Source organism: Shewanella gelidii, from assembly GCF_014647855.1.
GTDB classification, from domain to species: domain Bacteria; phylum Pseudomonadota; class Gammaproteobacteria; order Enterobacterales; family Shewanellaceae; genus Shewanella; species Shewanella gelidii.
In genome coordinates, this window is record NZ_BMPZ01000009.1 from 12,698 (window position 1) to 39,591 (window position 26,894).

A 26,894-nucleotide genomic window follows, 5' to 3' on the forward strand; every position below is an offset into this window, starting at 1 on the left:
ATATCGAGCTTTTCAACCGGTTTACATGTGAGCACAAAATAGAAGAATCACGGAGACTAAAAACAAAAAAGGCGCCTATAGCGCCTTTTATATACAAAGTATTGCGACTCGCTAGCTTTGCTCGAGTTGTTTTTGCAGCTCTTGCGCAACGGCTTCTGGAGAGCCCGAGTATTTTGCAAACAATGAATATGCTACCGGTATCACCAACAACGTAAATAAGGTGGCAAGTAGAATGCCGGATAGCACCACAACACCGATGACAAACCGCGTTTCAGCACCCGCGCCAGTCGCCATCACAAGGGGGACAGCTCCAGCCGCCGTTGTAATCCCCGTCATCAAGATAGGACGTAGACGTTGGCTCGAGGCTTGTAAAATGGCCTCAGAAAAATCAACACCTTTATCCCGCAATTGATTGGCAAATTCGACAATTAAAATACCATTTTTAGCGGCAAGACCAATCAGCATAATGATGCCGATCTGACTATAAATGTTAAGGCTTTGGCCTGTAAACCACAGACCAATCAATGCACCTAACGTCGCTAATGGTACCGTCAACATGATCACAACTGGATGCACATAGCTTTCAAACTGCGCCGCTAACACAAGAAACACAATGCCTAGCGCCAGCAAGAATACAAAGTACATCGAACTACCGGACTCTTGATAATCTTGCGACTGCCCTTTGTAGCTGATTAGGGCTTCAGCTGGTAAGTAAGCCGTGGCGGTGTCATTTAAGAAAGTCAAAGCTTGCCCTAAGGTGTAACCTTCAGCCAAGTTTGCCTCAATAGTAATTGCCCGCATTCTGTTATATCGGTTCAGTTGGCTGGCATCGGCAAACTCCTCCACGCTCACAAGGTTTGAGAGTGGGATGAGCTTTTGGCTACGCTCTGAGCGAACATAAATATTTTCCAGATCATTCGCTGTATTTTGATTATCTCGGTTCCCTTCAATAACAACATCATATTCTTCCCCATCGCGCATAAATGTTGTGACTAAACGAGAACCAAGCATGGTCTCAAGCGTGCGGCCAATGTGAGAGACTGAGACACCGAGATCAGCTGCTCTATCGCGGTCGATAACTACTTTCAACTGCGGCTTGGTTTCTTTGTAATCATGGTCAACGCCTACCAACATTGGGCTGGCTTTCGCCTTTTCAAGCATTATATCTCGCCAGCGCGCTAACTCATCGTAGCTTGGACCACCAATAACAAATTTAACGGGTTTTCCTACGCCACGCCCAAATGCCTGACGCATTACCGGAAATGCTCTTATCCCCGCAAGATCACTTAATCGGCCTCTAATATCACCAATAATTTCAAAAGCACTCCGTCGCTTTGACCAGTCTTCCAGTACAATAATTGCCATACCATTTGAGAAGTCAGCACTTCGACCAAAGCTCCGAGGTGCGCGGATTAACAGTCGTTTAACCTCACCAGACTCAACCAATGGCATCAAACGATGTTCAATTTCATCCATATAATTTTCAATGTACTCAAAGCTCGCGCCTTGAGGCCCATTGACAATGAGGAACATGGAGCCGCGGTCTTCCCTAGGCGCAAACTCCTGTGGGACATTCTTAGCCAAAAAGCCACTCAAAGTCAGTGCAATCAGAACAATAACGGAAACCAATACTGGATGACGCATTCCTCTTGAAAGCGTGCCTCGATAAAAACTGGCTAATGAATCCATCGCCCCATCGACCTTTTTCACCAGCCACGTGTCTTCCTCGGCGGGCTTGAGTACCTTTGAACACATCATTGGGCTCAATGTGAGTGCTGTTAGGCTCGAGAAAATCACTGCAGCACTCATCGTCACTGCAAACTCTTTAAATAGCTTGCCTAAGTCACCATCAATAAAGGTAATCGGTAAGAATACTGCAATAAGCACCAACGTCGTCGCTACAACAGCAAATGCGACTTCACGTGCCCCAAGAAAAGCGGCCTTCAACGGTGGGTCACCCAGTTCAATCCGTCGATGGATATTCTCAAGCATCACAATGGCATCATCAACCACCATACCAATTGCAAGGATCATCGCGAGCAAAGTCAGTAAGTTAATGGTGTAGCCTAACGCATACAGCACAACAAATGTCCCCATGAGCGAGACGGGAACGGTCAAGGCCGGTACTAACATGGCGCGTACACTGCCCAGGAACAAATAGATGACGATAATAACTAACGCCATGGCAATGAACAGCGTTTGGTACACTTCTTTAATCGAAGCTTCAATAAATACTGAACTATCGTAAGAACGCTTGATTTCCATACCTGCCGGCAACGTTGGATTGATAACATCCACAAGTGCATTCGCTGCGCGCGCGACTTCCAGAGTATTTGACGTAGATTGCTTGGTTACACCGAGGCCAATCATTGACTCACGGTTCCCGCGGAACATAATCCGTTCTTCTTCAGAGCCAATCTCGACTTTGGCCACATCACCAAGTTTAACCAAGTAGCCGTCATCGCCTTCAGCGAGAACTAGGCTTGCAAAATCTTCTGCCGTTCGATAATTCCTCTCTAAACGAACGGTAAAATGACGTTCCTTTGACTCAATTGAACCTGCGGGTAGTTCAACGTTTTGCGATCGCAGGCTTGATTCCACATCTGCAACCGTAAGGTTTCGCGCTGCCAAAGCTTGGCGGTCAATCCATACCCGCATGGCATAGACTTTACCGCCACCAATGCGAATATTGGCAACCCCATCAATCACCGAAAAGCGGTCAACTAAATAGCGCCGTGCATAATCAGTAAGTTGAATCGTGTCCATTTGATCGGAAACCAAATTGAGCCACATGATCACTTCACTACTTCCGCTCGCTTTTTGCACCTCAGGCGGATCCGCTTCCTCGGGTAGGTTATTCAGTAGTCCTGAGATTTTGTCCCGCACGTCGTTTGCGGCAGCCTCAATATCACGGCTAATATCAAATTCTAAGGTTACTGAAGAACGACCATCACGACTCGAAGAACTAACGTTACGGATCCCTTCAACACCACTAATACGGTCTTCAACCAACTGAGTAATACGACTTTCAACGACCGAAGCACTGGCACCGCGGTAATTGGTATTGATTGAAACAATCGGCGGATCAATATTTGGATACTCTCGAAGCGGCAGTTTATCGAATGAAACCAAGCCAAAAGCGATTAAAAGCAGGCTAATCACCGATGCGAACACCGGCCGTTTTACGGAAAGATCTGTTAAAATCATGCGGCAATTTCCGTTTTAGCTTGTGTTTTAAAAGTAAAATTTTCCTCAAGTTGGACTTGTACTTTACTTCCTGGACGAACTTTAAGGATACCGCGGATCAACACTTGCTCCCCAAGCTCTAGACCATCGGTTATCTCCACCCAGCCACGACTGCGTAACCCGATTTCAACTTGCTTTTGTTCAATGACACCTTCTTCGTTTGCAATATATACAAAGTGCTTTTTCTGAATTGGGATAATTGAAGACTCAGGGATCAGTAACGCTTCACGGCTTTGCTTAATCAGCTTCACTTTCATAAGCATGCCGGGTAACAAACGTCCTTTAGGGTTCGGTATTGCAGCCCGCACGATGACGGAGCGAGTTTCCGGATTTACACGACTATCAATTGAGCTAACCTTGCCTTTAAATACCTCGCCACCATAGGCAACAGCAGAGGCTTCAACTAACTTGCCGCGAGACAACTGCTGCAAAAAGCGCTCTGGAACGGAAAAATCTAGTTTTATGGTCGATATATCATCAAGCGTAGTAATACTTGTTCCCGGAGTGACTAAACTACCAACACTGACCTGACGTAAGCCTAAACGGCCACTAAAGGGTGCTGATATACTCCGATCTGCAAGGGACGACTCGGCCTGCTCCAACTCTGCACGAGCAGTGTCGATTTGGGTTTGCAAGCGGTCTCGTTCTAGTTCCGCAATCGTTTGGCTCGTCACTAAAGAGCTGATTCGATCAAACTCCCTTAGATTTTCAACGACTTTGACCCGTGCAACTTTAACTTTCGCTGCGGGTTCAACGTTGTGCAGTTGGATTAAGACATCCCCTTTGTTTACCAAATCTCCATCTTCAAAATTAAGTGCGGTCACGATTTCGGTCACTTTTGGTGTGATGGTGACAGACTCATTCGCCTTAGTTGTACCTAAAGCTTCAACTTCGTCTCGAACACTGGCCATGGCAGTTTTCGTGACGACAACATTGGGTAGTGGTTTATTTCGGTGCACTTGTTTTTTTTGTGTTGTGCTTGTTTGCATATATGCGAAACCTGCAGCAGCTACAATCACGAGTAGGAGGACTATTTTTTTCATTATTGTTCCGGTACAACATACGACGTTGGCAGATAGTTTACTTGGAAGCAGCCACGCTTCAATAGCTTTTACTTTTACTTACAAACTAAGCATAGTTTTTCACTCTCAACGTGGGAATTAAAGCCGTATTTTCATTGCAATAAAAAAGGGTGCCCTAGGCACCCTTTTCTTTAACTTTCGATTCAATGCTTATATAGCAAATTAACGATTACGATCTTCTGCCATGAGTTCTTGGAACTTGTTGTAGATTTTCTCCACAACATCTGCACTCAAACGTTCGTCATCATCATTTTTCAACAAAATTTGCGTCACTTCTGGATTTGAATCTTCTTGAACAACGACACGATAACGCCCTTCTTTCAATGGCAAACTCGTGTCTTCCCACAAAGAACTCCAGAAACCTGCATCATCATTCAGTTCAACATGGAATAATCCATTGTTTGGATCCAAATCTACGATTTCAAATCCTAACTCTGGAAGAACAACACGAAGTCTTTCCCAAACTTTCTTATATTCCGCTGCTGCAGACCAATAGGTATCTTCAACATCTGAATTCACTAAAGAAACAGGGATCCCTAACGCGTCATTAATACGTTGCGCTTTTAGCACTTGTTGGCGTTTAAGCCCCATGTACTGAATCGCACTATTTAGCATATCGATGGTATAGCGCTTTTTATCTTCACCCGTCAGCATAATTTCACGGGCTTTTTCATCAAATATTTCTTCGTGATCAAGTAAAGAAATGGCAATACTACCGCTTCGACCATGGGGGCGGACCGCCACATCAAAACGATACTTTTGCTTTAATTTGTAGATTTTATCTGCACCCCACAAGTTAGATTCAAGTTCTTGCTCATTCTCGATCCAACCAGTTTCTATCGAACCTGCTGCATAGTCACTAGCATCAACAGGAATCTGCTTATTTGTGAGAAAAGCAGTCAAAACATCGAATATTTCCTGCTTCAAGTCTTGATTGTTATTTAACGCTTCAATCACCACTTTGATGCTGTCTGAGTTTTCTTCAACACGTGTACCCGTTGCCATCGGCAAGACTTGCAACGGTGGACGAATATCGAGACGTTCACCAACTAACTTATAGTCTACTTTTGCACCGACATTCGGAATATTAAATTCCTTGCTATAAGTTGGTGTTTTTAAACCTTGAGGGATCTCAAGCTTCGCTGCTATTTCTGTATTTTTTGCAACGCTATACTTAGCAACATCGTTGGCTTGTCGGCGCTCAATTGGTGTCGAACAGGCGACAACAGTTACGGCGAGAGTTAGGGGTATCGCATGTTTCAGCATTAAATTATTTAACCTCAATCTGAGCTTGTTTCATTGCTTCTAACAACAGACCATGAAATTCACTAGAAAGTTCAGTAAGTGGCAAACGAATTTCACCATCTGCGATCAAACCCATTTGATGAGCAGCCCACTTGACAGGAATTGGATTTGCCTCAAGGAAAAGCTCCGTGTACAAACCGCGAAGTGGCGCATCAAATTCATTCGCTAATTCACGATTGCCACTCAATGCCGCGTCGATCATCGCTTTAAAGGCTTTGGGCACAATGTTATTCGCCACAGAGATAACCCCATCGCCACCTGCTAATAAAAACTCTTTTGCAGTTCCGTCGTCACCGCTATACAACTTGAACTCATCGCCACAAAGTGCACGTAATGTGGCAACACGTGAAACATCGCCAGTCGCTTCTTTAACGCCAATAATATTACTTACTGGTGCAAGCTCAGCAATGGTCGCAGGAAGCATATCCACCGCAGTACGTCCGGGGACATTATATAAAATCTGAGGAACATCTGTTGCTGCAGCTACCGCTTGATAGTGAGCAATCAGTCCTTTAGGACTTGGCTTATTGTAATAAGGGGTCACGCCCAACATACCATCGACGCCCAGTTTTTCGAGGGCTTTGGTTAGTTCCACAGCTTCTGCTGTAGCATTGGCACCGTTGCCGCCAATAATTGGCAGGCGACCGTTGGCGAATTGAATCACCTGTTTGACAACTTCTAAGTGCTCTGGAATTGGTAACGTGGCAGACTCGCCAGTGGTGCCGACCGCGACAATCGCGTCGGTGCCTTGATCAATATGGAACTCGACCAATTGTTCAAGACTTGCAAAATCTACTGAGCCATCACGTGACATTGGTGTGATTATGGCTACGATGCTTCCGTTTATCATCTGACTTTCCCCACAAATTCAGGATTCGCTATGGTACTTTCGCTCACTGCTAATGACAAGCTTTACGGGGCTCTCAAAAGCATTTAGTTATGGTAGCATTAGTCCCCACGCGAAAATTAACCCAAAACGACGTTTTTTCGTACTAAATGCAATCAATCTTTGAGGAAAATTCATGACCAACTACTTGGTAGTGACAGCTATGGGTGCCGATCGCCCAGGAATTATTAGCAAGCTCGCTCGTATTGCAAGTGATTGTGATTGTGACATTGCTGATAGCAGAATGGCACTATTTGGCAATGAATTTACACTCATTATGATGCTTTCAGGCTCGTGGGCCGCAATCACTAAGTTTGAAACAAATTTTCCGCAATTAAGTGTCGGTTTAGAGTTAATGACCGTCATGAAGCGTACCTCTAAACACACAGCACAAAACTTCGTGTCACGCATTGAGGTCACATTCAATGGTCAGGACAAACGCGGCACTATGAAAAAGTTAACTGAGTTTTTAGATGAACATAAGCTCGACCTTGCTGCCCTTCGTTCTCATGCAGAAGTTCAGGATGAAGATGACATTGTACAAAGTGAGCAAACTCAAAATGTCGTGCTCACAGTAAACATCCCAGAAAACATCGAACTAGAAACTCTCGAAAACAGCTTTAAAGAACTCGCTGCAAGCTTATCGCTTGATTGCAGTATGCGAATTTTACAAGGTATTGAAATCCCAGAGTTGAATGATTAAAGGATAAAATCAATGAATACACTACAAGCTGGAGACAACGCTCCCCTCTTCAAATTACAAAACCAATTCGATGAAGAAGTTTGCTTAAAAACGTGTTTAGAAACCGGCCCCGTTCTTGTTTATTTTTACCCCAAAGCATCTACACCAGGATGCACAGTGCAAGCCCAAGGGCTTAGAGATAGTAATGAAGCACTGCTCGCTGACAAAATTACCGTACTTGGTATCAGCCCAGATCCTGTTGCTAAACTAAAAAAGTTTTCTGATAAACAAGCGCTTAACTTTTCATTGCTCAGTGACGAAGACCATGCAATCGCCGATGCTTTTGGTGTATGGGGCACAAAGAAGTTCATGGGCAAAGTTTACGACGGTATTCATCGCTTAAGCTTTTTAATCAACCAAGATGGTCAAGTTGAACACCTATTCAATAAGTTTAAAACCAAAGAACACCATCAAGTTGTACTTGATTATTTGCAATCAAAATAAGCTTATAGCCTGTTCGTTGTCATAAAAACCAAATATTGAACACAAAAAAAGCATCTTTAAAGAGATGCTTTTTTATTGCTTTTAAGACTCGCTACTCGCGAATAACTTCGCCATTGACCTGCGGCCAAGCATTAATAACAGCCTTTATCAGTGACGCGAGTGGAATCGCAAAGAATACCCCCCAAACGCCCCACAGTCCCCCAAATACAAGTACCGCCGCGATGATAATCACTGGATGTAAATCAACTGCATCAGAAAATAGTATTGGCACTAATACATTGCCATCCAGTGCTTGGATAATGCCATAGCCCAGCATCAAATAGCCAAAATCAGCACTCACACCCCACTGAAAAAACGCGACCAGTGCGATGGGCAAAGTGACCAAGGTGGCACCAACATATGGGATTAGAACAGATAAGCCTGTTAACACGCCAAGCAACGCAGAATAACGAAGTCCCATGACCGCAAAGAAGACATAGCTTGCGACACCAATAATGACAATTTCGATTACTTTGCCGCGAATATAATTAAAAATTTGCTGATGCATTTCGCCCCAAACTTTTGTGGCTAATGCTCGATTACTTGGAAAGAAACGCTTACTTCCCTGAATAAGCTCGTTTTTATCTTTCAAAAAGAAAAATACAAGTAATGGTACCAAGATGGCATAAACCATCAGCACCAATAATGAGGCCGAATACCCAAGAATTTGTTTGGCAATATCTAAAATTTGCTCTGGATCGGCAATTTTCTTTAACTCAGAGACAAATAAATCAAGTTGCTCAGGCTTTACAAATTGGGGATATTCAGCAACGAGCCCTTGTGCTGTTTGTAGTCCTTTATCCAGCATTGAAGGTAAATCAGCAATTAAGGCTATCCCCTGATGCCAAATGCTGGGGATCAAGCCAAAGGAAATCACAAGTACTAAGACAATAAAAAGCATCAACACCAAAGATGCTGCTGTAGTTCGATTAATATTTAACTTAGCCATCTGGGCGACGGGCCATTCCAGCAAAAAAGCTAAAACCAGTGCAACCAACAGAGGGGCAAGCAAACTGCCAGCAAAATAAATAAGTAAGGACAATCCGACAAGGATAAACATTAAAGTGACCGCTTGAGGGTCACTGAACCTTTCTTTATACCAATTGCTTAAAAACGTTAACATCAAAGATTCCTGAGATTCTATTCACTGAGATACAAAGAAAGCGAAAATTACTTGGTGATGAGAATAGCCAAAACCTGAGCATCATTACAGACTTCTTTCACATCATAACCCTGTTTTTTTAAAAATAAGGGAACATCTTGCCTAGAACCACGGTCAGATAACAACACATGGAGCTGTTCGCCGCGGCTTAAAGCTTTAAGTGCAAGTTTTACTCGTACTAAGGGTACTGGGCAGCGAAACCCCGTTAAATCAATATAATTCTTCATGAGCTGCCAAACAATGCGCTTGCTATCAATCGACTAAGGCTATTATCCTAAGTTGTTACTGAAATCACAAGCTGAGCAATATTCATACAAACATTGCGAATAAACATGATTTTAAAAGGACTAATTTGCGTAATCTGACTCAAACAAGGTTTTCCAAAGCAATTATTGCAGCAAGCCTATCGACCTTTTTAACGGTGAGCACAGCACCAAGCTTTGCTAGCAATGATCTTCCTGATTTAGGGACTGCGGCAGTCAATACATTTAGCTTAGAAAAAGAGCTCGTTTACGGCGATGCCTATATGCGCATTATTCGCTCTTCGGCACCCGTCATTGATGACCCGGTTTTAAGCCAATACACCAGTGAACTGGGTAACAAGTTGGTTGCCCATGCTTCAGGGGTTAAAACACCTTTCTATTTCTTTACCCTAAACAATGACGAAATCAACGCATTTGCCTTTTTTGGTGGCCATGTGGGTGTGCATACAGGTTTGTTTCTCAACGCCGACACAGAAAGCGAAATCGCCTCAGTTTTAGCCCATGAAATAACGCATGTCACCCAAAGGCATCTCGCGCGTTCTCTTGAAGCACAGCAAAAAACTGGCCCAGCTACGCTTGTGGGGTTATTGGGAGCTATCATCTTAACGATAGCCGCGCCTCAAGCAGGTATTGCGGCAATGGCAACAACACAAGCGCTTGCGACACAATCAAAAATTAACTACACCCGTCTACATGAGAAAGAGGCCGATCGGATTGGCACTCAAATTTTAGTGGACGCAGGATTCGATCCAGAAGCAGCAGCTGCATTTTTCGGAAAATTGGCGGCCAGATACCGCTATACAACTAAGCCGCCACAAATGTTGCTCACTCACCCTTTACCAGAATCTCGTATCACCGAAGCACGCAATAGAGCGCGGCAGTATCCGCAGCGTTATATCCCAGACAGTATCAACTTTCAGCTTGCAAAGGCGCGCGTACAAGTTCGGTTTTCCAGTTACAGTGAAGAAGCGGCGCTATCCCTATTTGATACTCAGCTTAAAAAGAAAAACTATACGTTCAAAAGTGCAGCATTATACGGGCGTGCATTGGCATTATTCCGCCTAGAACGTTTTCAGGAAGCCGAAGCCATTATCGACGAACTTTTACTCGGAGATAAAGAGAACCTTTTTTATTTGGATACAAAAACTGATTTATTATTGCAAAGCAAAAAGTATAAACAGGCAATCGCTCTTTTAGAAAATCAGCGTTCTTTGAAGCCGACTTCTAGTGTCATCAATGCGAACCTTGCCAATAGCTACCTTGAATCTAAGCAACCAGACAAAGCGATCCCAATTCTACAAGATATGCTTTTACTGGATAAGCAAAGCCGATTGCCCTATCAAATGCTTAGCGAAGCGTATACGCAAAAGAACAATAAAGCCCTGAGACATTACACTCGCGCAGAGGTGATGGCACTCAGTGCAAATTATGATGGAGCCATTGACCAATTAAACTATGCATACCGCTTTTCTAAAGATCAGCCTTTGCAGCTTGCACGGATCACGGCACGCATCAGACAATTTAAACAAGCGAAAAGTGTTCTTGAAGAGTTGAGATAATTGATTTCTTTCCTGTACAGGTCAAGAGCATTTGCAACGATTATATTCGTGGAAACAAGCAAAAAGTCATTGAGAAACACGAACAGCAAAACGTGACAGACATCACGCTAGTTTGTTAAGGTGTACTGCAAATAAGCTAATGAATTAAGGAATAAAACAAGGTCATGGCACAAGTTACCATTTACCACAACCCAAGATGTTCAAAAAGCCGCCAAACTCTCGCATTGCTTGAAGAACACAACTGCGAAATTCAAATTATTGAGTACTTAAAACAGCCCGCTACTTTTGGAGAGCTACAACAGATCTTAACTTTGTTGAATAAAGCGCCACGAGACATCATGCGTACTAAAGAAACAGAATACAAAGATTTAGGTCTAAACAATTCCGACACGACCGAGCAAGCTTTGATTGAAGCGATGGTGACAACACCAAAGCTAATGGAACGACCGATAGTGCTGGCCAATAATAAAGCCGCGATTGGCCGTCCTCCTGAAAGTGTTTTAGATATAATTTGAGCCTTATCATGAATACAACCACACTATTTCAACTTTCAAGAATTGGTTATGTCGCACTCGTATTTTTGCTTAGCGGCCGATTCATTGGTCAAGGGCTAAATGGTGATTATTCTTTATTGTTTAGCCTACTTTGGCTCATTCCATTACTTTTACCGTTAAAGGGGATTATTACAGGAAAACCCTATACCTACGCTTGGGCTAGCTTTATTTTGTGCCTATACATGCTGCACGGGTTAACCTTGTTATATGTCGATGAAACTGCATTTGCCTTCGCGCTTGCTGAAAGTTTATTAATTGGCATCTTGTTGGTAAGTTTTCCTTTCTATGCCAGATTACGAGGACGAGAACTTGGTCTTGGCCTCAAGAAAAAATCGAAACAAACCCAATAAGCTGTCACTACAAAATTCCCCAATAAAAATAGCGCTTGAGAGCGCTATTTTCGTTTTCATAAATGACGTGTTGACTTTAACTAAGCCAAACTTGGCTCATAAACGCAGCACTTCTTTGACAAACGGAATCGTGAGTTTTCTTTGGTGCACCAACGACGCTTTATCTAGCCGATCTAGTACATCAAATAACGTACGTAGATCTCGTGCTAAACGCGCCATAAGAAAACGGCCGACATCCTCTGGCAACTGCAGCCCTCGCATTGCAGCTCTCCTTTGCAACGCTGCAAGTTTTTCACTATCTTCCATCGGTTGTACTTGATAGCTAAGCCCCCATTGCATTCTAGAGACTAGATCCGGTAATACGAAGTCTGCTTCTTTCGCAGCTTGAGTTGCACTGACAATTAAGCTTGTGTGCTTCTTTTCTGCAACACGGTTATACAGATCAAAAATGGCTTCTTCCCATAATGGATGACCAGCAATGGCTTGCACATCATCAATACAGACTAGGTCTAGGTCTTCTAAACCTTCAAGTAAAGCCGGTGAAATGCTTGCATGAATCGACAGTGGTAGATAAAAGCTCTGTCTTTCCCGTTCATTCGCATAAGCACATGCGGCATGCAAAAGGTGAGTACGACCAGACTTAACAGGTCCCCATACATAAATCGCTTTTTGAACTTGACCAGAGGCACAAGCTTGCAAATTTTGGATCAGCTCGTCATTACCCGATGCTGGGTAATAACTTTCAAAGGTTTCGTCATCAGGTAAATAGACAGGTAATGACAACTGTAACGGTGAGTCTTGGGTCACTCAGTAACTTCTCTTATAAAATCTTCTAAATTCGCGCAGGACACTATCTTAACACACAAGTCTCAAAAGCTCGCCTAGCCACGATTTTGCCAAATAAACATAGGTGACTCACTGGCAGAGTCTACTGGCGCACCCTGTTGTGAATTATTTTGATCACCAGAGGTATTGGAATACCCTTGCCATTCTCCAATTCTGGTTTCTAATCGCAACACATTCAGTAAATCTGCCTCGGTGCCAAATAATGAAACATTAAAAGTAACTTGTGTTCCTTGGATTTGAGAGATTTGAATACTTTTAACTGCAGACAGCTCAGAAAAATAGCGTTCGATTGCAACTAGCTTTCTCATATCTGAGACATTGGCAAAACTTATCGTCATAGAGTTCTGCTGATCAGACTCTTTAATCGCGTAACGCTGTGAATAATAGCGGCTCAAACCTAGGACTAATGCTTCGACCGCTTCTGGCTTATCCTTCGCTACCCCTTCAATATGATTTAAAGGTGCAACATAAGCACCTTCGCTACCGTATGGATATAAATCCATTTGATAGCGGAAGCCACTTGGATGAGATTCAATCGTTGCCATCGAGAAGAAATCCGTTTGGTAGCGATGAGACGCCTTACCAACAACATCGACAAATAAGCCTCGAACATCAGATTCGCTCACCACCATTAAGTCATCTAAATCAAGCAAGGGGAATGTTGTCGGAATCGCATTTTCAACAGAAGATGACTTAAATAACGCTCGGTCTTCACTCTCGGACGCATCTCCAATCAGCTGTCGCTGTTGATCATTTTCAGAAACTAACCAAACCAAAGTCAGCGGCCGTTGGGTCCCCCATATTGGAGATTGAGCTTGCCGTAAGGTTTCTAACACCTTGCCATGGTCAAAGATGGCTCGCAGCATTAACTGACCATCGAGATCAAAATACCTAAACTGACTAAGGTAGCGACGCGGCGATTTAACACTTGTTTGAATGAATTCGTTTTGCAGCACTTGAACTGTTCCAGAGTTTTTTACATAAACTCTTTTAAGTGCTTCCGTTAAAGCTGCATTTCGCAAGGCTCTGTCACGTGAGTCGACTTTAATATCAGTCTGTTCAAGATCAGAAACCTCAACCGCGCCGGCAAGCGGCGTGGCACTTAGGATGATTAACAAGGCTACAGAAAGTCGTTTTAAAAGGTTATAGAGCATACGAATCAAAGACTAAAATAGTGTGGACAGAATTGTACCATAGAAAAAGAAGATAAATAGCTAGCATAAAACCAACGCCACCATTAACCGCAAAAAGAAAATGCACATTTCACAAACTCTTAACCCAATACGTGATCCATTCGCATTACCTTAAATATGAATCCAGCTATACTTGTTCGGTTTGATCTGTACCCCCAATAAAAATCGAGAAAATAAAAAATGAAAAACCTTACTCTACCACTGCAAGGTGCGCAGATGCTTTTTGTCGCCTTCGGTGCGCTAGTGCTGATGCCTTTGCTAACAGGTTTAGATACCAGTGTCGCATTATTTACTGCTGGTATCGGTACACTGTTATTCCAGTTCATCACTAAAAGACAAGTCCCAATATTTCTAGCATCTTCTTTTGCGTTTATCGCGCCGATTATGTACGGCGTACAAACGTGGGGGATCCCCGCTACAATGGGCGGCTTAATGTCTGCAGGCCTAATGTACGTTATATTAGCGAGCGTTGTAAAAGTCCGCGGTTCAGGCTTTATTAAACGTTTGCTTCCCCCTGTTGTTGTCGGCCCAGTCATTATCATTATTGGCCTCGGTCTGGCACCTGTAGCGGTTAACATGGCTCTAGGGAAAACCGGAGATGGAAGCGCTGTTCTTGTTGAGCCAAACGCTGCTCTGATTATTTCTTTAGCTTCTTTAATGACGACGATTTTCGTCGCCATTTTTGCACGCGGATTATTGAAATTAATGCCTATTCTTGCAGGCATTTTGGTCGGATATGGATTGAGCCTTGGATATGGCATTGTTGATTTCACGCCGGTTACAAATGCGAGCTGGATTGCCATGCCAAACTTTGTTGCGCCAGAGTTCAACTGGCATGCAATTGCATTTATGATCCCTGTAGCTATCGCGCCAGCAGTTGAGCACATTGGTGACATTTTGGCTATTTCAAATGTAACTGGTAAAGACTTTATGAAAAAGCCTGGCCTACATCGCACTCTTGCTGGTGACGGTGTGGCAACTATGGCGGCTGCAGCGTTTGGTGGGCCACCAAACACAACTTATTCTGAAGTGACCGGTGCAGTAACACTCACCAAAAACTTTGATCCGAAAATCATGACTTGGGCAGCTGTTACCGCAATCGTTCTGGCGTTTGTTGGAAAGCTAGGCGCATTGATGCAAACCATTCCAGTTCCTGTCATGGGCGGAATTATGTGCTTACTCTTTGGGTCAATTGCTGCCGTAGGCCTCAATACCCTGATCCGTAACCAAGTAGATTTATCTGAAGCGCGCAACTTAAGCATTGTGGGTGTGACGCTTGTATTTGGTATTGGCGGCATGGCATTTGGTATTGGCTCATTTAGCCTTACAGGTATTAGTCTGTGCGGCATCGTCGCAATTTTGATGAACTTGATTTTACCTGACGTAGAAGCAGCGCCGAAAATTACCGACTAACGAACGCTGTATCGACTGTTTAACGCCGAATACATAATTCGAATTAGACAATAAAAAGGCAGCCATGTGGCTGCCTTTTTGATGAAAAAATGCTGAATCTATTACGTTAAAATAGTCCGTAGCCTAATGCATTGCCACCAGCATCTCTTGCGGTTGCTCCAAATAATGCTTCCAAAGATTACAAAAACGAGCAATAGTACCACCATCAATAATTCGATGATCGCCTGACCAACTCACCTGCATAATTTTACGAGCCTCAACTTCACCTTGTTCATTAAATCGGGGCAACACTTGTAGCTTCCCGAGTGCAACAATCGCAACTTCAGGCTTATTGATAATTGGCGTTGCAACCGTTCCACCAAGTGCACCAATATTAGAAATTGAAATCGTGCCTTGTTTCAGATCCGCTGGGGCAACGCGACCACTACGAGCAGATTGTGTTAGGCGAGTAATCTCAGATGCAATGTCTAAAATCGACTTATCTTGTACTTGTTTGACATTTGGAACCAGCAACCCGACTTTCGAGTCAACTGCCATACCTATATTATGATCACGATGGTACGTTAGCTCACTACATGACTCATTGGGTGAGCTATTCATAATTGGAAACTCTTTGATCGCCAAAGACATCGCTTTCATAAAAAACGGCATCAGTGTGAGTTTACGCTCTTCTGTTGAGTACTTCTGTTTCATTGATTCACGAAGTGCCACTAAATCAGTCAAATCAAACTCTTCACAATAGGTGAAATGAGGAATTGTTGAGACTGACTCAGTCATCATCTTGGCCATGACGGCTTTCACACCACGAATCGGTTCAACTTTATCGCCCATGACAACAGCTTCGGTCGTTACAACCGGTAGATTGCCCATAGCTCCATTCGTCTCATTTGAAACCGAAGCTACATTTGAGCCAGACAAAAACTTCTCGATGTCTTCTTTGTATACGCGGCCATTCTTGCCTGAACCTTTCACGTCAGCCAAATTAACATCCAAGCTTCGGGCCATTCGTCTGACCGCTGGACTCGCTAACGCCTTGCCTTGTGTGATATGACTTGCCAAAGCTTTGTCTACTTGCGCATCGGTTGATGTATCAATATTGACCGACGGAGACGCTTGTGTACTGGCCACGCTAGAAACAGTTGTCTTTTCAGCAAAGACTTCAATTGCAAACAACGGCTCATGCACTTTTGCAAGCTGCCCTTTACGGTAATGCAACTTTGCAATTTTGCCGTTTTTTATTGCCGGGATTTGTACAAGCGCTTTATCGGTCATGACATCTGCTATTGGTTGATCTTCAACAACTAAGTCACCCTCGTCAACCAGCCATTCCACCAGCTCACACTCTACGATTCCTTCCCCAATATCCGGTAACAGGAACTCTTCGATCGTAGACGATACGGATGCGGTTTCTTGCACAACCTCAGGAGCCTCAGTTTGCACTTCAACCGCGTCTACTTGAGTGCTCTGAGTTTCACCTTCGTTCGAAATTTCAACCGCATACAATGGTTGATGAACTTTCGCGATTTCGCCTTTACTGTAATATAGCTTAGAAATGACTCCGGCATGCGGCGCGGGGATCTGCACCAGTGCTTTATCCGTCATCACGTCAGCAATCGGTTGATCTTCAACGACGAGATCGCCCTCTTCGACTAACCATTCAACCAATTCACACTCAACAACACCTTCACCGATATCCGGTAGAATAAAATCTTTAATCATAACCGGGCTCCTAAAATTTGATTGATGCTTTGATCGCTTCAAAATTCTTCAGAGCGTCCGGCATATATTCTTTCTCATGGATTAAAGGATAAGGGGTATCCAAACCACAAACTCGGCTAATTGGCGACTCTAAATACAAGAAGCACTCTTGTTGGATCGTGGCCGCAATTTCCCCAGCAAAACCACCGGTTAAGGGGGCTTCATGACTAACTAATAAGCGTCCAGTCTTTTTAACTGATGCAGCTACCGTATCTATATCCCAAGGGGCAAGCGTACGTAAATCTATCACTTCACAGCTGATACCTTCTTTCTTCGCGAGATCTGCAGCTTGCTCAATAACTTCCATCTGAGCTCCCCACGCAAGCAAAGTAATATCGCTCCCCTCACGAATAACTTCGGCTTTACCTAATTCAATTTCATAGTCGCCTTCAGGGACTTCACCAACCGATGCTCTATACAAGCGTTTTGGCTCAAAAAAGATAACCGGATTCGGATCGCGAATAGAGGCGAGTAAAAGGCCTTTTGCTTGTGCCGCGTTTCTTGGGATCACCACCTTAAGGCCAGGTGTACCGGTAAAGTATGCTTCTGGAGATTGTGAGTGATAATGTCCACCCGCAATACCACCACCATATGGTGTTCTAAACGTGACGCCACCAACATCAAATTCATTACCACTGCGATATCTGAACTTCGCTGTTTCATTCACAATTTGATCAAATGCGGGAAAGATATAATCTGCAAATTGAATTTCCGCAACTGGGGTCATACCATTGGATGCGAGGCCATTAGCAAAACCTGCAATACCCTGCTCAGTCAAAGGGGTGTTGAAACAACGGGATTTGCCGAATTTGTCCTGAAGACCTGATGTCGCTCGAAATACGCCACCAAAATGTCCAACGTCTTCACCAAACACCAACATCTTGTCATCCGCTTCCATCGCAATAACAAGCGCTTCGTTGATTGCATGTAACATGTTCATCTCTGCCACGACTTATAATCTCCCTGCGCTTTTTGGATAGGACTTTGGATATTTCTTCACGTGCTGTTTTAGCGCTTTAAGCTGCTGTTTTAATATCGGTGTCGGTTCATCCAGTACATCTTCAATAAGTTCATCAAGATGAGGGACCGGCAATTGCTCTGCGACTTTAACAGCCGCGAGAACTTCTTCTCGATACTTTTCATACAAAGCAGCATCCTCTGCTTCTGTTAACCAGCCCTTATTCAACAGCCATAACTTAAAACGTTTCACCGGATCGTGTTGTTGCCATTTGGCTTCTTCCTCTTTAGAGCGGTAACCCGACGGATCATCTGAAGAAGAATGCGCGCCTAGACGATAGGTCATCGCTTCGATGAGCACTGGAGCGTTGTTTTCAATCGCAAATGCTCGAGCCTGCTGTGTCGCCGCCATAACCGCCAACATATCATTACCATCAACACGAATCGTATGCATACCGTAACCGACACCACGGCTAGCGATACCATTACCAGCAAACTGTTCTTCAGTCGGTGTAGAGATTGCGTAGCCATTATTGCGGCAGAAGAATATTGTCGGAGCGTTTAAAACGGCAGCCATATTTAAGCCGGCATGGAAATCACCTTCAGAAGCAGCACCTTCTCCAAAATAACAAATGGCGACATTACGCTGCCCCTTCATTTTTAGTCCATAAGCAACACCAGTCGCTTGCGGGATCTGAGTACCTAGTGGCGAGGATATGGTTTGATAATTCAGGGCTTCACTGCCGTAATGGATAGGCATTTGTCTGCCTTTCCCTAGGTCTTTTTCATTACTAAACAATTGATTCATAAATTGTTCAGTTGTAAAACCTCGATATCTGAGTGCTGCATGTTCACGGTATTGCGCAAGGATAACATCACCATCATCCAACGCACTTGCGCTGCCAACAATCGCAGCTTCTTCACCGGTGCAAGTCATGTAAAAACTAATACGCCCTTGACGTTGTGCACCAAGCATTCTCTCATCCAAGACTCGGGTAAACACCAAAGTGTCATGAACTCGTTTTGCCAACTTTTCGTCGATTAGGGGAAGAACGGCTTTTTCATAGGTCGTTCCATCGGCCTGTAAAACCTTCAAAATAGGAATATGCAGCGAATCTTTGTCGAGAAAACTGACACGATGCACTGTCTGGTTCTTCGTTGTTGCGTTGCTCATATTGTGCTCTTATTATTAAAAAATGCGCTTAAACCGTGATGTTTAGCGCGATTTCTGTCTTTAAAAAGACTCTTATTCATACACAGAAGCAGACATTACGTTAACGTAAAATACCTATCAACTTTTAGCCTGCTCGGTTTAACAACTTAGCTTATCTTTTTTGTATACTCTGCTTTACACTCTAACAAAGCAGCAACTGTTTTGCAGTGGTTAACATCATCACTGTTCTTTGTCCTACTGGAACTTTTGCGTTGGGAAACACAATCGCTTCTTGCTCAGTTTCTACTTTGACGGCCTGCCCCCCTTCTTTGGCCAAAATGTAGCCCTTGGGAAAAGCAGTAAAATTCTCTACATCATTTGAAAATGTAAATTCAAAATCTTCATAGTTTTTATTAATGACACGGCAGACTTGATATAAGTTCACTTTTGATTCGTCATAAGCCTCAAGCTCTAAATCTTTGCCAGTTAGCAATCGTTGCAGCATTTCCTTGGTTTCAATAAATCGCGTCATATCATTCTGGCCCATCGGGAAAACTTTACCGAGCTCAACGGTAAAGGCATCCGCACCATAGTTTTCTGAAGAGAAATAACTAAAAGTCGTCGTTGGCTCATGGTGCAACAATATTGTCTTGACGCCAGCGGCAGCTAAAAACATGATTTGTTCGGCTTTATAGGGGCGGCCAGAACGATACGGATAAATTGCAAACTTCTCGTGTTTTGACCCTCTGATGGCAGTATGCAGATCGTAATGTATGCGATGTCTACTTGCATTGCGCTGTGTAAAAAATTGATCGACATACAGCTCTAGATTCTTCGCCCTGATCCGCTCAGAGTTGACTAAACCTGGCGAGTTTGAATGTTCGCCATTAAACAGCCTGTTCAGGTTTTCTTCGACAAAACGCGTACCATGATGAATCGCAGCGGGGTTCCCAATCAAAAACATCACACGCTGAGCTAGGCGCAACTCTTGTTTTAAAATTTTAGAAATAAATTCATTACATATCTCAATCGGCGCCGTCTCATTTCCGTGGACCGCACAGGACAGGACGATGTCTTTTCCTTGATCATTTTCAGGCTCAAAAATAATGACCCCAGTATCAGGGATTGTGACTTGCGTTTGATTGGATAACGTAAATGAGATGGGCTCATTGATCGTGGTGGGATTCGCTAAGGTTAACGCGAGAAAGTCGTAAGATTCCATAAGTGCTTGATACACAAAAAGCTCCTTCTTAGAGACGCCAAATTATTGCTATTTGGCAATGCCAAGCCAAATACACTTTATTGTTTTCGCGGATCTTAGCACAAATTCAATAGATTACATCTAACCACATTTTGCAAAAGTTTATGCCCCATTAATTACGGCAACAAAAAGCATCCATAACCCACAAAAAAGACTTGCAAATATCAATAGCAGACGGCAGAATGGCTAGACGTTTAGACGGCTAAAGAGCAAGAATAGAATGGCAAAGGCAACGTTTGGTGCAGGATGTTTTTGGGGAGTTGAGTACTTTTTCCGTGAGGTCCAAGGTGTTAATGACGCCATTTGTGGTTACATGGGTGGGGATGACAGCGCTATAACTTATCAAGAAGTTAAATCTGGAATTACTGGTCATGCAGAAGTCGTTGAAGTGGATTATGATCCTGAGCTCGTCAGCTATGAACAGCTACTCAATGTGTTTTGGACTAACCACAACCCAACCACACTAAACCGTCAGGGAGAGGATGAAGGTAGCCAATATAGAAGTGCGATTTTTTATCACTCTTGCGAACAGCAGCAAAGTGCCATCCAGTCAAAATCTGCGCTTCAAAGCAGTGGCAAATGGGGGGATAAACGCATTGTTACCGAAATCGCTGCAGCAACTAAGTTTAATAAGGCTGAAGAGTATCATCAGAGTTATTTGCAAAAAAATAATCTACCAAGCTGCCATATTTCGTTTTAATGCGCACTGCCATGCCAATGACAACGCTTGCAATAAAAAAACGCGCTTTTGGCGCGTTTTTTTATTTAATTTTGCAGCAATTCTGGAAAACTAATTTGAAAGTGCCTTATCAATGAAAACTTGGGCTTCTTGAATGACTTTCTCAAGGTGAGCTTCTGACACAAAGCTTTCTGCATATATCTTGAACAATGCTTCTGTACCCGAAGGGCGTGCCGCAAACCAAGCATTTTCAGTACATACTTTGATACCACCAACGGCGGCATCATTCCCAGGTGCTCGCGTTAATATATCTAATACGGATTCTCCCGCCAGCAGCGGCAAGTCAAGGGACAATGGATCAAGCGCGGCAAACTTTTGCTTTTTATCTAGACTTATCGGGCTATCAACACGCTTATAGTAACTTTGACCAAATTGCTCCTCTAAGGCTTGATACCTCTGTGCTGGGGTTTGCCCTGTAATAGCAATGATCTCAGCTGCAAGTAAAGCAAGAATAAACCCGTCTTTATCTGTACACCATGTCGAACCATCACGTTTTAAGAATGCAGCCCCAGCACTTTCTTCGCCGCCAAATGCAACGGTACAGCTCGCCAACCCATCGACAAACCACTTAAATCCTACAGGCACTTCCATCAAACGGCGTTGGTGAGACTCAACAACACGATCGATCATCGCACTTGAAACAAGCGTTTTACCTATTGCAAGTTCAGAACTCCATTCAGGACGATAACGAATCAAATAATCAATGGCGACTGCCAAAAAGTGATTTGGGTTCATTAAACCAAAACCAGGGCAAACAATACCATGGCGGTCGTAATCTGGGTCATTGCCGACACAAATATCAAACTGGTTTTGATAAGCAAGTAACCCTGCCATAGCATATGGAGATGAGCAGTCCATACGGATCTTGCCGTCTTTATCCAAAGGCATAAAGCTAAAACTAGGGTCGACGTTATCATTAACTATAGTAATATCTAATCCATACCGCTGTGCAATGGGTTGCCAATAATCAATACCTGAACCACCGAGCGGATCGACACCAATACGGACTTTCGACGCCGCAATCGCTTCCATATCAATGACTTCAGCAAGAGAACTCACATAGGGAGAAATAAAGTCTTGTTCTCGAATCCAATCTGAATCAAGCGCTTGAGTATATGAAACACGTTTAACACTATTTAATTGGTTTTCGAGATATTGATTCGCACGTTGCTCAATCCAAGCCGTAATCTCACTTTCTGCTGGCCCACCATGGGGCGGATTGTATTTAATACCACCATCCTGAGGCGGATTATGTGAAGGCGTAATCACCAAACCATCACAAAGGCTTTGTGGCTGATTCTCGTTTGCAGCAATAATGAGGCGAGAAATGACTGGTGTTGGGGTATACCCCTGTTGTTGATCAATTCTAACTTCAACTTGATTTGCGGCTAGCACTTCTAATACAGAGATAAATGCTGCTTGCGATAGTGCATGGGTATCGATACCCACATAAATCGCCCCAGTAATCCCTGCTTGCTGCCGATAATCAGCTACGGCCTGTGCAATCGCCCAGATATGATGTTGGTTAAAGCTCACCTGCTCGGCATTGCCACGATGACCCGATGTTCCAAAGCTCACTCGTTGGCCTACTATTTTCACATCGGGCATTAAGCGGTAGTATTGACTCATTAGCCGCGGAATGTTCACTAGATCTTGTTGTTGAGCCGTCTTCCCTGCTCTTTCATGAATTCCCAAAAATCAAATCCCTCTATCGTCAACTTTATTCTTACAAAGATAATAATTCAAAATAAACCATGCCAATCGCGCTACAGTGGCAAAGCTTGCTCAGCTATAGATTTCGCAATCGTTTCATCACAACCAAATTGCAGCAAAACTTCCTTCAGAATGGTGCGTTTTTTTGCCGTATTATTGTTGCTCGTCACCCAGTATTGGCTCTCTCCAATCTGCTTAGGATTCGCAGATGGACTTGCTTTTAGCAGAGCTTCTTTCGATTTTGCAAAATACAAACGGTCTCGACCTTGAATTTGTAAAATCTTCTCGAATTTTTCACCCATCAATTGATGAACAGACTCAAGTGCAAATAAGAATTTTCCAACGGCACCTTTTTGCTGCATTAATAAAGTGGGGCTGAATAGATTATCAAAGCATATATCACTTAAAGCGACGTCTGCGGCCGGTTCTACCTCTGATGTCTCTTGCGTTGCAACAATTGGCTCATTAGGACTGGATTCGACGACAGTTTCCATACTTGGCTGGCTAATCGATTCCGGCTCGGATTGCTCTTGCTGCGACGTTGATAGGCCGAGTTCTCGCCGTAATATATCAGAAGCACTTTCACCAATGCGCACGGTTTTACTGGCAATATGGCGATAAAGCTCTTCATCTACTTCGATATACTTCATTTCTGTCCTTCCCTCTTCCTATGGCTTGCTTGCAACTTCAAGCGAACAAACGATTTGATTGAACCCAATTTTATTGTATTTGCAGCAAACAGTTTATGTTTAAAACTCGAAAATTTAGACTGCAATAATCCTGAACCACCTTAAAATCAAGCTCTAGTTTAAGCCAAAAGAACCAGATAGATAAAGCAACAAACCGACAAAAAACAAGGAAAACACTCACAAATACTTTACAAAACACAACTTGGATAAAAATCAAACGAGCAATGTACAAATCCTTGCCATTTGTCTGCAGAACAAGGCAAAATTCGACGATAAATTTGTAAAGGAATAAATAATGAATTACGAGTTATCAGGTAGTGGCAGCCCAGTTGTTCTGATACACGGACTTTTCGGTAATTTGGACAATTTGAAAACATTGGCGCGCGCATTAGAAAAAGCACATACCGTGATTCGTATAGACATTCCTAATCATGGTCAAAGTGAGCATACGCAGAAGATGGGTTATGACGATTTAGCTTTCAAAGTTATCTCATTACTTGATTCATTAAACATTGGCCGTTGTCACCTCGTCGGTCATTCGATGGGCGGAAAAATTGCACTCGCAACCGCACTTTACTACCCAGAGAGGGTTCAAAGTGTCATTGCCGTCGATATTTCACCAGTTGCCTATGCGCAGCGACACAATGACGTGTTTAATGCCCTGCTCTCAATGCCATTACCACAAATAGCAAATCGACAACAAGCGCTGCAACATCTACTACAAAAAGGTTTAGATGAAGGAACAAGCCAATTTTTGCTCAAAAGCTTGGCCAAAAATGAAAATGGTTTTTACTGGAAAATGAACCTTCGAGGTTTACGCGAGTGTTATCAAGATCTCATTCTCTGGACGGTAAAAGATCAAGTTTATTCTGGTCCAACATTATTTGTCCGAGGTGGTGATTCCGACTATATCCAGTTATCACACAAACAAGAGATCTTAAGACAATTCCCCAATACCGAAGCCAAAACTATTCAAGGTGCTGGGCATTGGTTACATGCGCAAAAACCGGTTATATTCAATAAAATCGTTGCCGAATTTATTGAAAAACACGATTGCTAATCGTAGATTGAACATTAGTAAAAAGCCATAAATCATATAGCCCAATCAAGCGGAATATGCTATATTCGCGCCTCTTTTAATGACCACAGGGACATTTGGGGGTCGAAACGTGTTAGCCCAATACATGCAGCAAATTGAAACGATAGGTTTGAATTTCTTTTTTGCCGCTATATTTTTCTTTATTGGCATGGCAATTCACGACGTGCTCAAACAAGGCAAAGTCCCAAAGTTTGGTCAATATATTGTTTGGTTAGTTTTATTTCTCGGCTGTGCCGGGTTCATTGCAAAAGGTATTATTCAGGTCACTTGGGAGACCTCAGGGATCGGTTAAAACAATAAGATGGCGAAAGAAGCAACAGACAGAACGACCATTGATCTCTTTGCCGATGATAAACGTCGAGGACGACCCAGAAGCAACCCGCTTCCTCGCGAACAGCAATTAAAGGTCAATAAACGAAATCAGATCCAACGCGACAAAGCGAAGGGACTGAAACGAATAGAGTTAAAGGTGTCACAAGATCTTTATGACGCCTTGAACCAAAAGGCTTTGGACAGTAACATCAGCCGAAGTCAATTAATTGAATTAATACTGCAAGAGCAAGTTAGTCACTAATTGAGTCTCTAATCCATCTCGCAGAAAAACGAAACTAATTTAAAGGAAAGACAATGGCAACTGTAGGTCTTTTTTTCGGTAGTGACACAGGAAACACCGAAGCTGTAGCCAACATGATCCAGAAGAAGCTGGGCAAAAAAATGGTTGAGGTGAAAGATATCGCCAAGAGTACCAAAGAACAAATCGCTGAATACGATCTGCTAATTTTTGGTATTCCGACATGGTACTACGGTGAAGCGCAGTGTGACTGGGATGATTTTTTCCCTGATCTGGAAGAAATCGATTTTACAGACAAATTGGTTGCAATCTTTGGTTGCGGCGATCAAGAAGATTATGCTGAGTACTTCCTTGATGCCATGGGCATGGTAAGAGATATTGTTGAACCACGCGGCGCTATTATTATTGGCCACTGGCCTACTGAAGGGTACGATTTTGAAGTGTCTAGAGGTTTAGCGGACGACGATCATTTTGTTGGCCTAGGTATTGATGAAGACCGTCAACCAGAACTGACTGAAGAACGTGTAGACCAATGGGTTAAACAAATTTACGAAGAAATGTGTCTCGCAGAACTCGAAGATTAAGCTTGTACGATTAAGCTCAACAAAAGCGGCTGATATGGCCGCTTTTTTGTGTCTTCATTGAAAGATCAGAGTCTAAGATATTTGGAGCCCCCATGGTTTTAGAAAAACGTTCTGCACACTGGGATATATTTTGCGCAGTCGTTGACAATTACGGTGACATCGGCGTGACATGGCGCCTAGCAAAACAATTGGCTGCAGAATATCAAATAGAGGTTAACTTATGGGTTGATGACTTATTTAGCTTTCAACATATTTTGCCCGATCTCGACCCAAATCTTAGCCTGCAGCGTTATGTAGGAGTCAATATCTATCAATGGAAACAACCCCTTGAAGCAAAATACCGGCCAGGTCATGTCGTTATTGAAGCATTTGCATGTGAACTCCCTAACGAAGTAAAGCAGAGTCTCAACGAGCAACACCAACTTGCACCAAGCCAAGTTCCCATATGGCTTAACTTAGAATACTTGTCCGCGGAATCATGGGTAGATGGCTGCCATGCTTTACCTTCTTTGCAATCCACAGGCTTGAAAAAGCACTTTTATTTCCCGGGTTTTACCCAAAAGTCTGGTGGACTAATCTGTGAATCTTCCCTTATTGAGCAACGAGAGAGCTGGCAGGCTAATCCTCAAAACCGCTTCAAGCTGTTTGATTCACTCGGACTAAAAGGAATAGAGACCGGACATCAAGTGATCAGCCTGTTTAGCTATGAAAACTCGGTATTGCTTTCTTTATGCCAATATTTGCAGCAAAACTCACGCCCAACTCACATACTCGTTCCCAAGGGACGAAGCCTTACTAGCTTACAGAGCTTATTTCCTGCACCAGTTGAAGAACTGGCCGCCGGCGATCGAATTCAGCAAGGAAGTCTCACAATCCACATTCTACCAATGACAGATCAGCAAGCCTATGATCAACTGTTATGGAGCTGTGATTTCAACATCGTCAGAGGTGAAGATTCCTTCCTAAGAGCGCAATGGGCAGCCAAACCCTTTATTTGGCACATTTACCCGCAAGACGAAGACTATCACCTTGTAAAATTAGCTGCTTTTTTAGAACGATACACAGAAAAACTGCCACCTATGCTCAAAGTGTTAATCGACGCGTTAAACACAAATTTCAACCAAGAGTTGACCAGTGAAACCATTCGCAATTGGCACGAGCTACAAGATTTAACTCCTTTGCTGCTGCAACACGCACAAAATTGGCCAAATGATGCATTAAATGGCTCAGATCTCGCAGAACGGCTAGTTCATTTCGTCAAAAATGGCTAAGATACGCCACTGAAA

The 26,894-nt window shown here is 43.3% G+C and carries 26 protein-coding genes; 12 read left to right on the plus strand and 14 right to left on the minus strand.

Annotated elements, in window-relative coordinates:
- Nucleotides 1–111 precede the first annotated feature (111 nt).
- The 4 genes from IEY18_RS13940 to dapA all read right to left on the minus strand — a co-directional run bounded on the left by IEY18_RS13940 (nucleotide 112) and on the right by dapA (nucleotide 6,483).
- Nucleotides 112–3,207, minus strand: coding sequence for an efflux RND transporter permease subunit (locus IEY18_RS13940; RefSeq protein WP_188921870.1), 3,096 nt, complete (start codon nucleotides 3,205–3,207; stop codon nucleotides 112–114).
- Nucleotides 3,204–4,289: an efflux RND transporter periplasmic adaptor subunit gene (locus tag IEY18_RS13945; RefSeq protein ID WP_188921871.1), complete on the minus strand. Its 1,086-nt coding sequence runs from the start codon at nucleotides 4,287–4,289 to the stop codon at nucleotides 3,204–3,206. The genes IEY18_RS13940 and IEY18_RS13945 overlap by 4 nt, the downstream gene beginning before the upstream one ends.
- Before the next feature lie 201 nt (nucleotides 4,290–4,490).
- Nucleotides 4,491–5,594 (minus strand): NlpB/DapX family lipoprotein, encoded by a 1,104-nt coding sequence (gene bamC / locus IEY18_RS13950; RefSeq protein ID WP_188921873.1) that lies wholly within the window; start codon nucleotides 5,592–5,594, stop codon nucleotides 4,491–4,493.
- A gap of 4 nt (nucleotides 5,595–5,598) precedes the next feature.
- Nucleotides 5,599–6,483, minus strand: coding sequence for a 4-hydroxy-tetrahydrodipicolinate synthase (dapA, locus tag IEY18_RS13955; protein ID WP_188921875.1), 885 nt, complete (start codon nucleotides 6,481–6,483; stop codon nucleotides 5,599–5,601).
- Between the two features lie 172 nt (nucleotides 6,484–6,655).
- On the opposite strand from dapA, the gene IEY18_RS13960 reads away from it, so the two are divergent.
- Nucleotides 6,656–7,222 (plus strand): glycine cleavage system transcriptional repressor, encoded by a 567-nt coding sequence (locus tag IEY18_RS13960; protein ID WP_188921877.1) that lies wholly within the window; start codon nucleotides 6,656–6,658, stop codon nucleotides 7,220–7,222.
- Between the two features lie 12 nt (nucleotides 7,223–7,234).
- The gene (gene bcp / locus IEY18_RS13965) at nucleotides 7,235–7,705 is read left to right on the plus strand and encodes a thioredoxin-dependent thiol peroxidase (protein WP_188921879.1); all 471 of its coding nucleotides are present in this window, start codon (nucleotides 7,235–7,237) and stop codon (nucleotides 7,703–7,705) included.
- A gap of 91 nt (nucleotides 7,706–7,796) precedes the next feature.
- Here bcp and IEY18_RS13970 read toward each other — a convergent pair whose 3' ends face one another.
- Nucleotides 7,797–8,867 carry an AI-2E family transporter gene (locus IEY18_RS13970; protein WP_188921881.1) on the minus strand — a complete coding sequence of 357 codons (1,071 nt, stop codon included), beginning with the start codon at nucleotides 8,865–8,867 and terminating at the stop codon, nucleotides 7,797–7,799.
- Nucleotides 8,868–8,914: 47 nt separating this feature from the next.
- Nucleotides 8,915–9,133: a sulfurtransferase TusA family protein gene (locus IEY18_RS13975; protein WP_188921883.1), complete on the minus strand. Its 219-nt coding sequence runs from the start codon at nucleotides 9,131–9,133 to the stop codon at nucleotides 8,915–8,917.
- Nucleotides 9,134–9,258: 125 nt separating this feature from the next.
- On the opposite strand from IEY18_RS13975, the gene bepA reads away from it, so the two are divergent.
- From bepA to IEY18_RS13990, 3 genes are all read left to right on the plus strand, one after another.
- Complete coding sequence (gene bepA, locus IEY18_RS13980) at nucleotides 9,259–10,728, plus strand: beta-barrel assembly-enhancing protease (RefSeq protein WP_283103797.1); 1,470 nt, start codon at nucleotides 9,259–9,261, stop codon at nucleotides 10,726–10,728.
- Between the two features lie 164 nt (nucleotides 10,729–10,892).
- On the plus strand, nucleotides 10,893–11,243 hold the full coding sequence (arsC, locus tag IEY18_RS13985; protein WP_188921885.1) for an arsenate reductase (glutaredoxin): 351 nt from the start codon (nucleotides 10,893–10,895) through the stop codon (nucleotides 11,241–11,243).
- Nucleotides 11,244–11,251: 8 nt separating this feature from the next.
- On the plus strand, nucleotides 11,252–11,632 hold the full coding sequence (locus IEY18_RS13990; RefSeq protein WP_188921887.1) for a DUF2069 domain-containing protein: 381 nt from the start codon (nucleotides 11,252–11,254) through the stop codon (nucleotides 11,630–11,632).
- Nucleotides 11,633–11,728: 96 nt separating this feature from the next.
- Here IEY18_RS13990 and hda read toward each other — a convergent pair whose 3' ends face one another.
- Together hda and IEY18_RS14000 are read right to left on the minus strand one after the other, a co-directional pair.
- Nucleotides 11,729–12,439: a DnaA inactivator Hda gene (gene hda / locus IEY18_RS13995; protein WP_188921889.1), complete on the minus strand. Its 711-nt coding sequence runs from the start codon at nucleotides 12,437–12,439 to the stop codon at nucleotides 11,729–11,731.
- 74 nt (nucleotides 12,440–12,513) lie between these two features.
- Nucleotides 12,514–13,596 carry a DUF2066 domain-containing protein gene (locus tag IEY18_RS14000; protein ID WP_188921891.1) on the minus strand — a complete coding sequence of 361 codons (1,083 nt, stop codon included), beginning with the start codon at nucleotides 13,594–13,596 and terminating at the stop codon, nucleotides 12,514–12,516.
- Nucleotides 13,597–13,851: 255 nt separating this feature from the next.
- On the opposite strand from IEY18_RS14000, the gene IEY18_RS14005 reads away from it, so the two are divergent.
- A complete protein-coding gene (locus IEY18_RS14005; protein ID WP_188921893.1) occupies nucleotides 13,852–15,084 on the plus strand; it encodes a uracil-xanthine permease family protein in 1,233 nt (410 codons plus the stop codon).
- Nucleotides 15,085–15,207: 123 nt separating this feature from the next.
- Here IEY18_RS14005 and IEY18_RS14010 read toward each other — a convergent pair whose 3' ends face one another.
- The 4 genes from IEY18_RS14010 to astE all read right to left on the minus strand — a co-directional run bounded on the left by IEY18_RS14010 (nucleotide 15,208) and on the right by astE (nucleotide 20,189).
- Nucleotides 15,208–16,803: a dihydrolipoyllysine-residue acetyltransferase gene (locus tag IEY18_RS14010; RefSeq protein ID WP_188921895.1), complete on the minus strand. Its 1,596-nt coding sequence runs from the start codon at nucleotides 16,801–16,803 to the stop codon at nucleotides 15,208–15,210.
- 10 nt (nucleotides 16,804–16,813) lie between these two features.
- A complete protein-coding gene (locus IEY18_RS14015; protein WP_188921897.1) occupies nucleotides 16,814–17,791 on the minus strand; it encodes an alpha-ketoacid dehydrogenase subunit beta in 978 nt (325 codons plus the stop codon).
- A 3-nt stretch (nucleotides 17,792–17,794) separates the two neighbouring features.
- Nucleotides 17,795–18,973 carry a thiamine pyrophosphate-dependent dehydrogenase E1 component subunit alpha gene (locus IEY18_RS14020; protein ID WP_188921899.1) on the minus strand — a complete coding sequence of 393 codons (1,179 nt, stop codon included), beginning with the start codon at nucleotides 18,971–18,973 and terminating at the stop codon, nucleotides 17,795–17,797.
- Between the two features lie 181 nt (nucleotides 18,974–19,154).
- Nucleotides 19,155–20,189: a succinylglutamate desuccinylase gene (astE, locus tag IEY18_RS14025; protein ID WP_188921901.1), complete on the minus strand. Its 1,035-nt coding sequence runs from the start codon at nucleotides 20,187–20,189 to the stop codon at nucleotides 19,155–19,157.
- 244 nt (nucleotides 20,190–20,433) lie between these two features.
- On the opposite strand from astE, the gene msrA reads away from it, so the two are divergent.
- The gene (msrA, locus tag IEY18_RS14030) at nucleotides 20,434–20,913 is read left to right on the plus strand and encodes a peptide-methionine (S)-S-oxide reductase MsrA (protein ID WP_188921903.1); all 480 of its coding nucleotides are present in this window, start codon (nucleotides 20,434–20,436) and stop codon (nucleotides 20,911–20,913) included.
- A gap of 90 nt (nucleotides 20,914–21,003) precedes the next feature.
- Here the strand turns inward: msrA and pgm are convergent, their stop codons facing one another.
- Nucleotides 21,004–22,647 carry a phosphoglucomutase (alpha-D-glucose-1,6-bisphosphate-dependent) gene (gene pgm, locus IEY18_RS14035; RefSeq protein ID WP_188921904.1) on the minus strand — a complete coding sequence of 548 codons (1,644 nt, stop codon included), beginning with the start codon at nucleotides 22,645–22,647 and terminating at the stop codon, nucleotides 21,004–21,006.
- 71 nt (nucleotides 22,648–22,718) lie between these two features.
- Nucleotides 22,719–23,315, minus strand: a complete 597-nt coding sequence (gene seqA, locus IEY18_RS14040; protein ID WP_188921906.1) for a replication initiation negative regulator SeqA — start codon at nucleotides 23,313–23,315, stop codon at nucleotides 22,719–22,721.
- Between the two features lie 334 nt (nucleotides 23,316–23,649).
- Between seqA and IEY18_RS14045 the strand changes: the two genes are divergently transcribed.
- The 5 genes from IEY18_RS14045 (at nucleotide 23,650) to earP (ending at nucleotide 26,879) form a co-directional block, all read left to right on the plus strand.
- The gene (locus tag IEY18_RS14045; protein ID WP_188921909.1) at nucleotides 23,650–24,414 is read left to right on the plus strand and encodes an alpha/beta fold hydrolase; all 765 of its coding nucleotides are present in this window, start codon (nucleotides 23,650–23,652) and stop codon (nucleotides 24,412–24,414) included.
- A gap of 109 nt (nucleotides 24,415–24,523) precedes the next feature.
- Nucleotides 24,524–24,745: a DUF2788 domain-containing protein gene (locus tag IEY18_RS14050; protein WP_188921911.1), complete on the plus strand. Its 222-nt coding sequence runs from the start codon at nucleotides 24,524–24,526 to the stop codon at nucleotides 24,743–24,745.
- Nucleotides 24,746–24,754: 9 nt separating this feature from the next.
- Nucleotides 24,755–25,027, plus strand: coding sequence for a LexA regulated protein (ybfE, locus tag IEY18_RS14055; protein ID WP_188921913.1), 273 nt, complete (start codon nucleotides 24,755–24,757; stop codon nucleotides 25,025–25,027).
- A gap of 53 nt (nucleotides 25,028–25,080) precedes the next feature.
- A complete protein-coding gene (gene fldA, locus IEY18_RS14060; protein ID WP_188921915.1) occupies nucleotides 25,081–25,608 on the plus strand; it encodes a flavodoxin FldA in 528 nt (175 codons plus the stop codon).
- Nucleotides 25,609–25,700: 92 nt separating this feature from the next.
- Complete coding sequence (gene earP / locus IEY18_RS14065) at nucleotides 25,701–26,879, plus strand: elongation factor P maturation arginine rhamnosyltransferase EarP (protein WP_188921917.1); 1,179 nt, start codon at nucleotides 25,701–25,703, stop codon at nucleotides 26,877–26,879.
- The last annotated feature ends 15 nt before the right edge of the window (nucleotides 26,880–26,894 follow it).

What these genes read in the sequence shown, in the direction of transcription:
- IEY18_RS13990 (WP_188921887.1), top strand. Translation starts at nt 11,252, where the DNA reads ATGAATACAACCACACTATTTCAACTTTCAAGAATTGGTTATGTCGCA.
- ybfE (WP_188921913.1), top strand. Translation starts at nt 24,755, where the DNA reads ATGGCGAAAGAAGCAACAGACAGAACGACCATTGATCTCTTTGCCGAT.
- fldA (WP_188921915.1), top strand. Translation starts at nt 25,081, where the DNA reads ATGGCAACTGTAGGTCTTTTTTTCGGTAGTGACACAGGAAACACCGAA.
- IEY18_RS14010 (WP_188921895.1), bottom strand. Translation starts at nt 16,803, where the DNA reads ATGATTAAAGATTTTATTCTACCGGATATCGGTGAAGGTGTTGTTGAG.
- IEY18_RS13970 (WP_188921881.1), bottom strand. Translation starts at nt 8,867, where the DNA reads ATGTTAACGTTTTTAAGCAATTGGTATAAAGAAAGGTTCAGTGACCCT.
- bcp (WP_188921879.1), top strand. Translation starts at nt 7,235, where the DNA reads ATGAATACACTACAAGCTGGAGACAACGCTCCCCTCTTCAAATTACAA.
- bamC (WP_188921873.1), bottom strand. Translation starts at nt 5,594, where the DNA reads ATGCTGAAACATGCGATACCCCTAACTCTCGCCGTAACTGTTGTCGCC.
- arsC (WP_188921885.1), top strand. Translation starts at nt 10,893, where the DNA reads ATGGCACAAGTTACCATTTACCACAACCCAAGATGTTCAAAAAGCCGC.
- IEY18_RS14020 (WP_188921899.1), bottom strand. Translation starts at nt 18,973, where the DNA reads ATGAGCAACGCAACAACGAAGAACCAGACAGTGCATCGTGTCAGTTTT.
- earP (WP_188921917.1), top strand. Translation starts at nt 25,701, where the DNA reads ATGGTTTTAGAAAAACGTTCTGCACACTGGGATATATTTTGCGCAGTC.
- IEY18_RS13945 (WP_188921871.1), bottom strand. Translation starts at nt 4,289, where the DNA reads ATGAAAAAAATAGTCCTCCTACTCGTGATTGTAGCTGCTGCAGGTTTC.
- IEY18_RS14045 (WP_188921909.1), top strand. Translation starts at nt 23,650, where the DNA reads ATGAATTACGAGTTATCAGGTAGTGGCAGCCCAGTTGTTCTGATACAC.
- msrA (WP_188921903.1), top strand. Translation starts at nt 20,434, where the DNA reads ATGGCAAAGGCAACGTTTGGTGCAGGATGTTTTTGGGGAGTTGAGTAC.
- dapA (WP_188921875.1), bottom strand. Translation starts at nt 6,483, where the DNA reads ATGATAAACGGAAGCATCGTAGCCATAATCACACCAATGTCACGTGAT.
- IEY18_RS13940 (WP_188921870.1), bottom strand. Translation starts at nt 3,207, where the DNA reads ATGATTTTAACAGATCTTTCCGTAAAACGGCCGGTGTTCGCATCGGTG.
- IEY18_RS14005 (WP_188921893.1), top strand. Translation starts at nt 13,852, where the DNA reads ATGAAAAACCTTACTCTACCACTGCAAGGTGCGCAGATGCTTTTTGTC.
- seqA (WP_188921906.1), bottom strand. Translation starts at nt 23,315, where the DNA reads ATGAAGTATATCGAAGTAGATGAAGAGCTTTATCGCCATATTGCCAGT.
- IEY18_RS13975 (WP_188921883.1), bottom strand. Translation starts at nt 9,133, where the DNA reads ATGAAGAATTATATTGATTTAACGGGGTTTCGCTGCCCAGTACCCTTA.
- IEY18_RS13960 (WP_188921877.1), top strand. Translation starts at nt 6,656, where the DNA reads ATGACCAACTACTTGGTAGTGACAGCTATGGGTGCCGATCGCCCAGGA.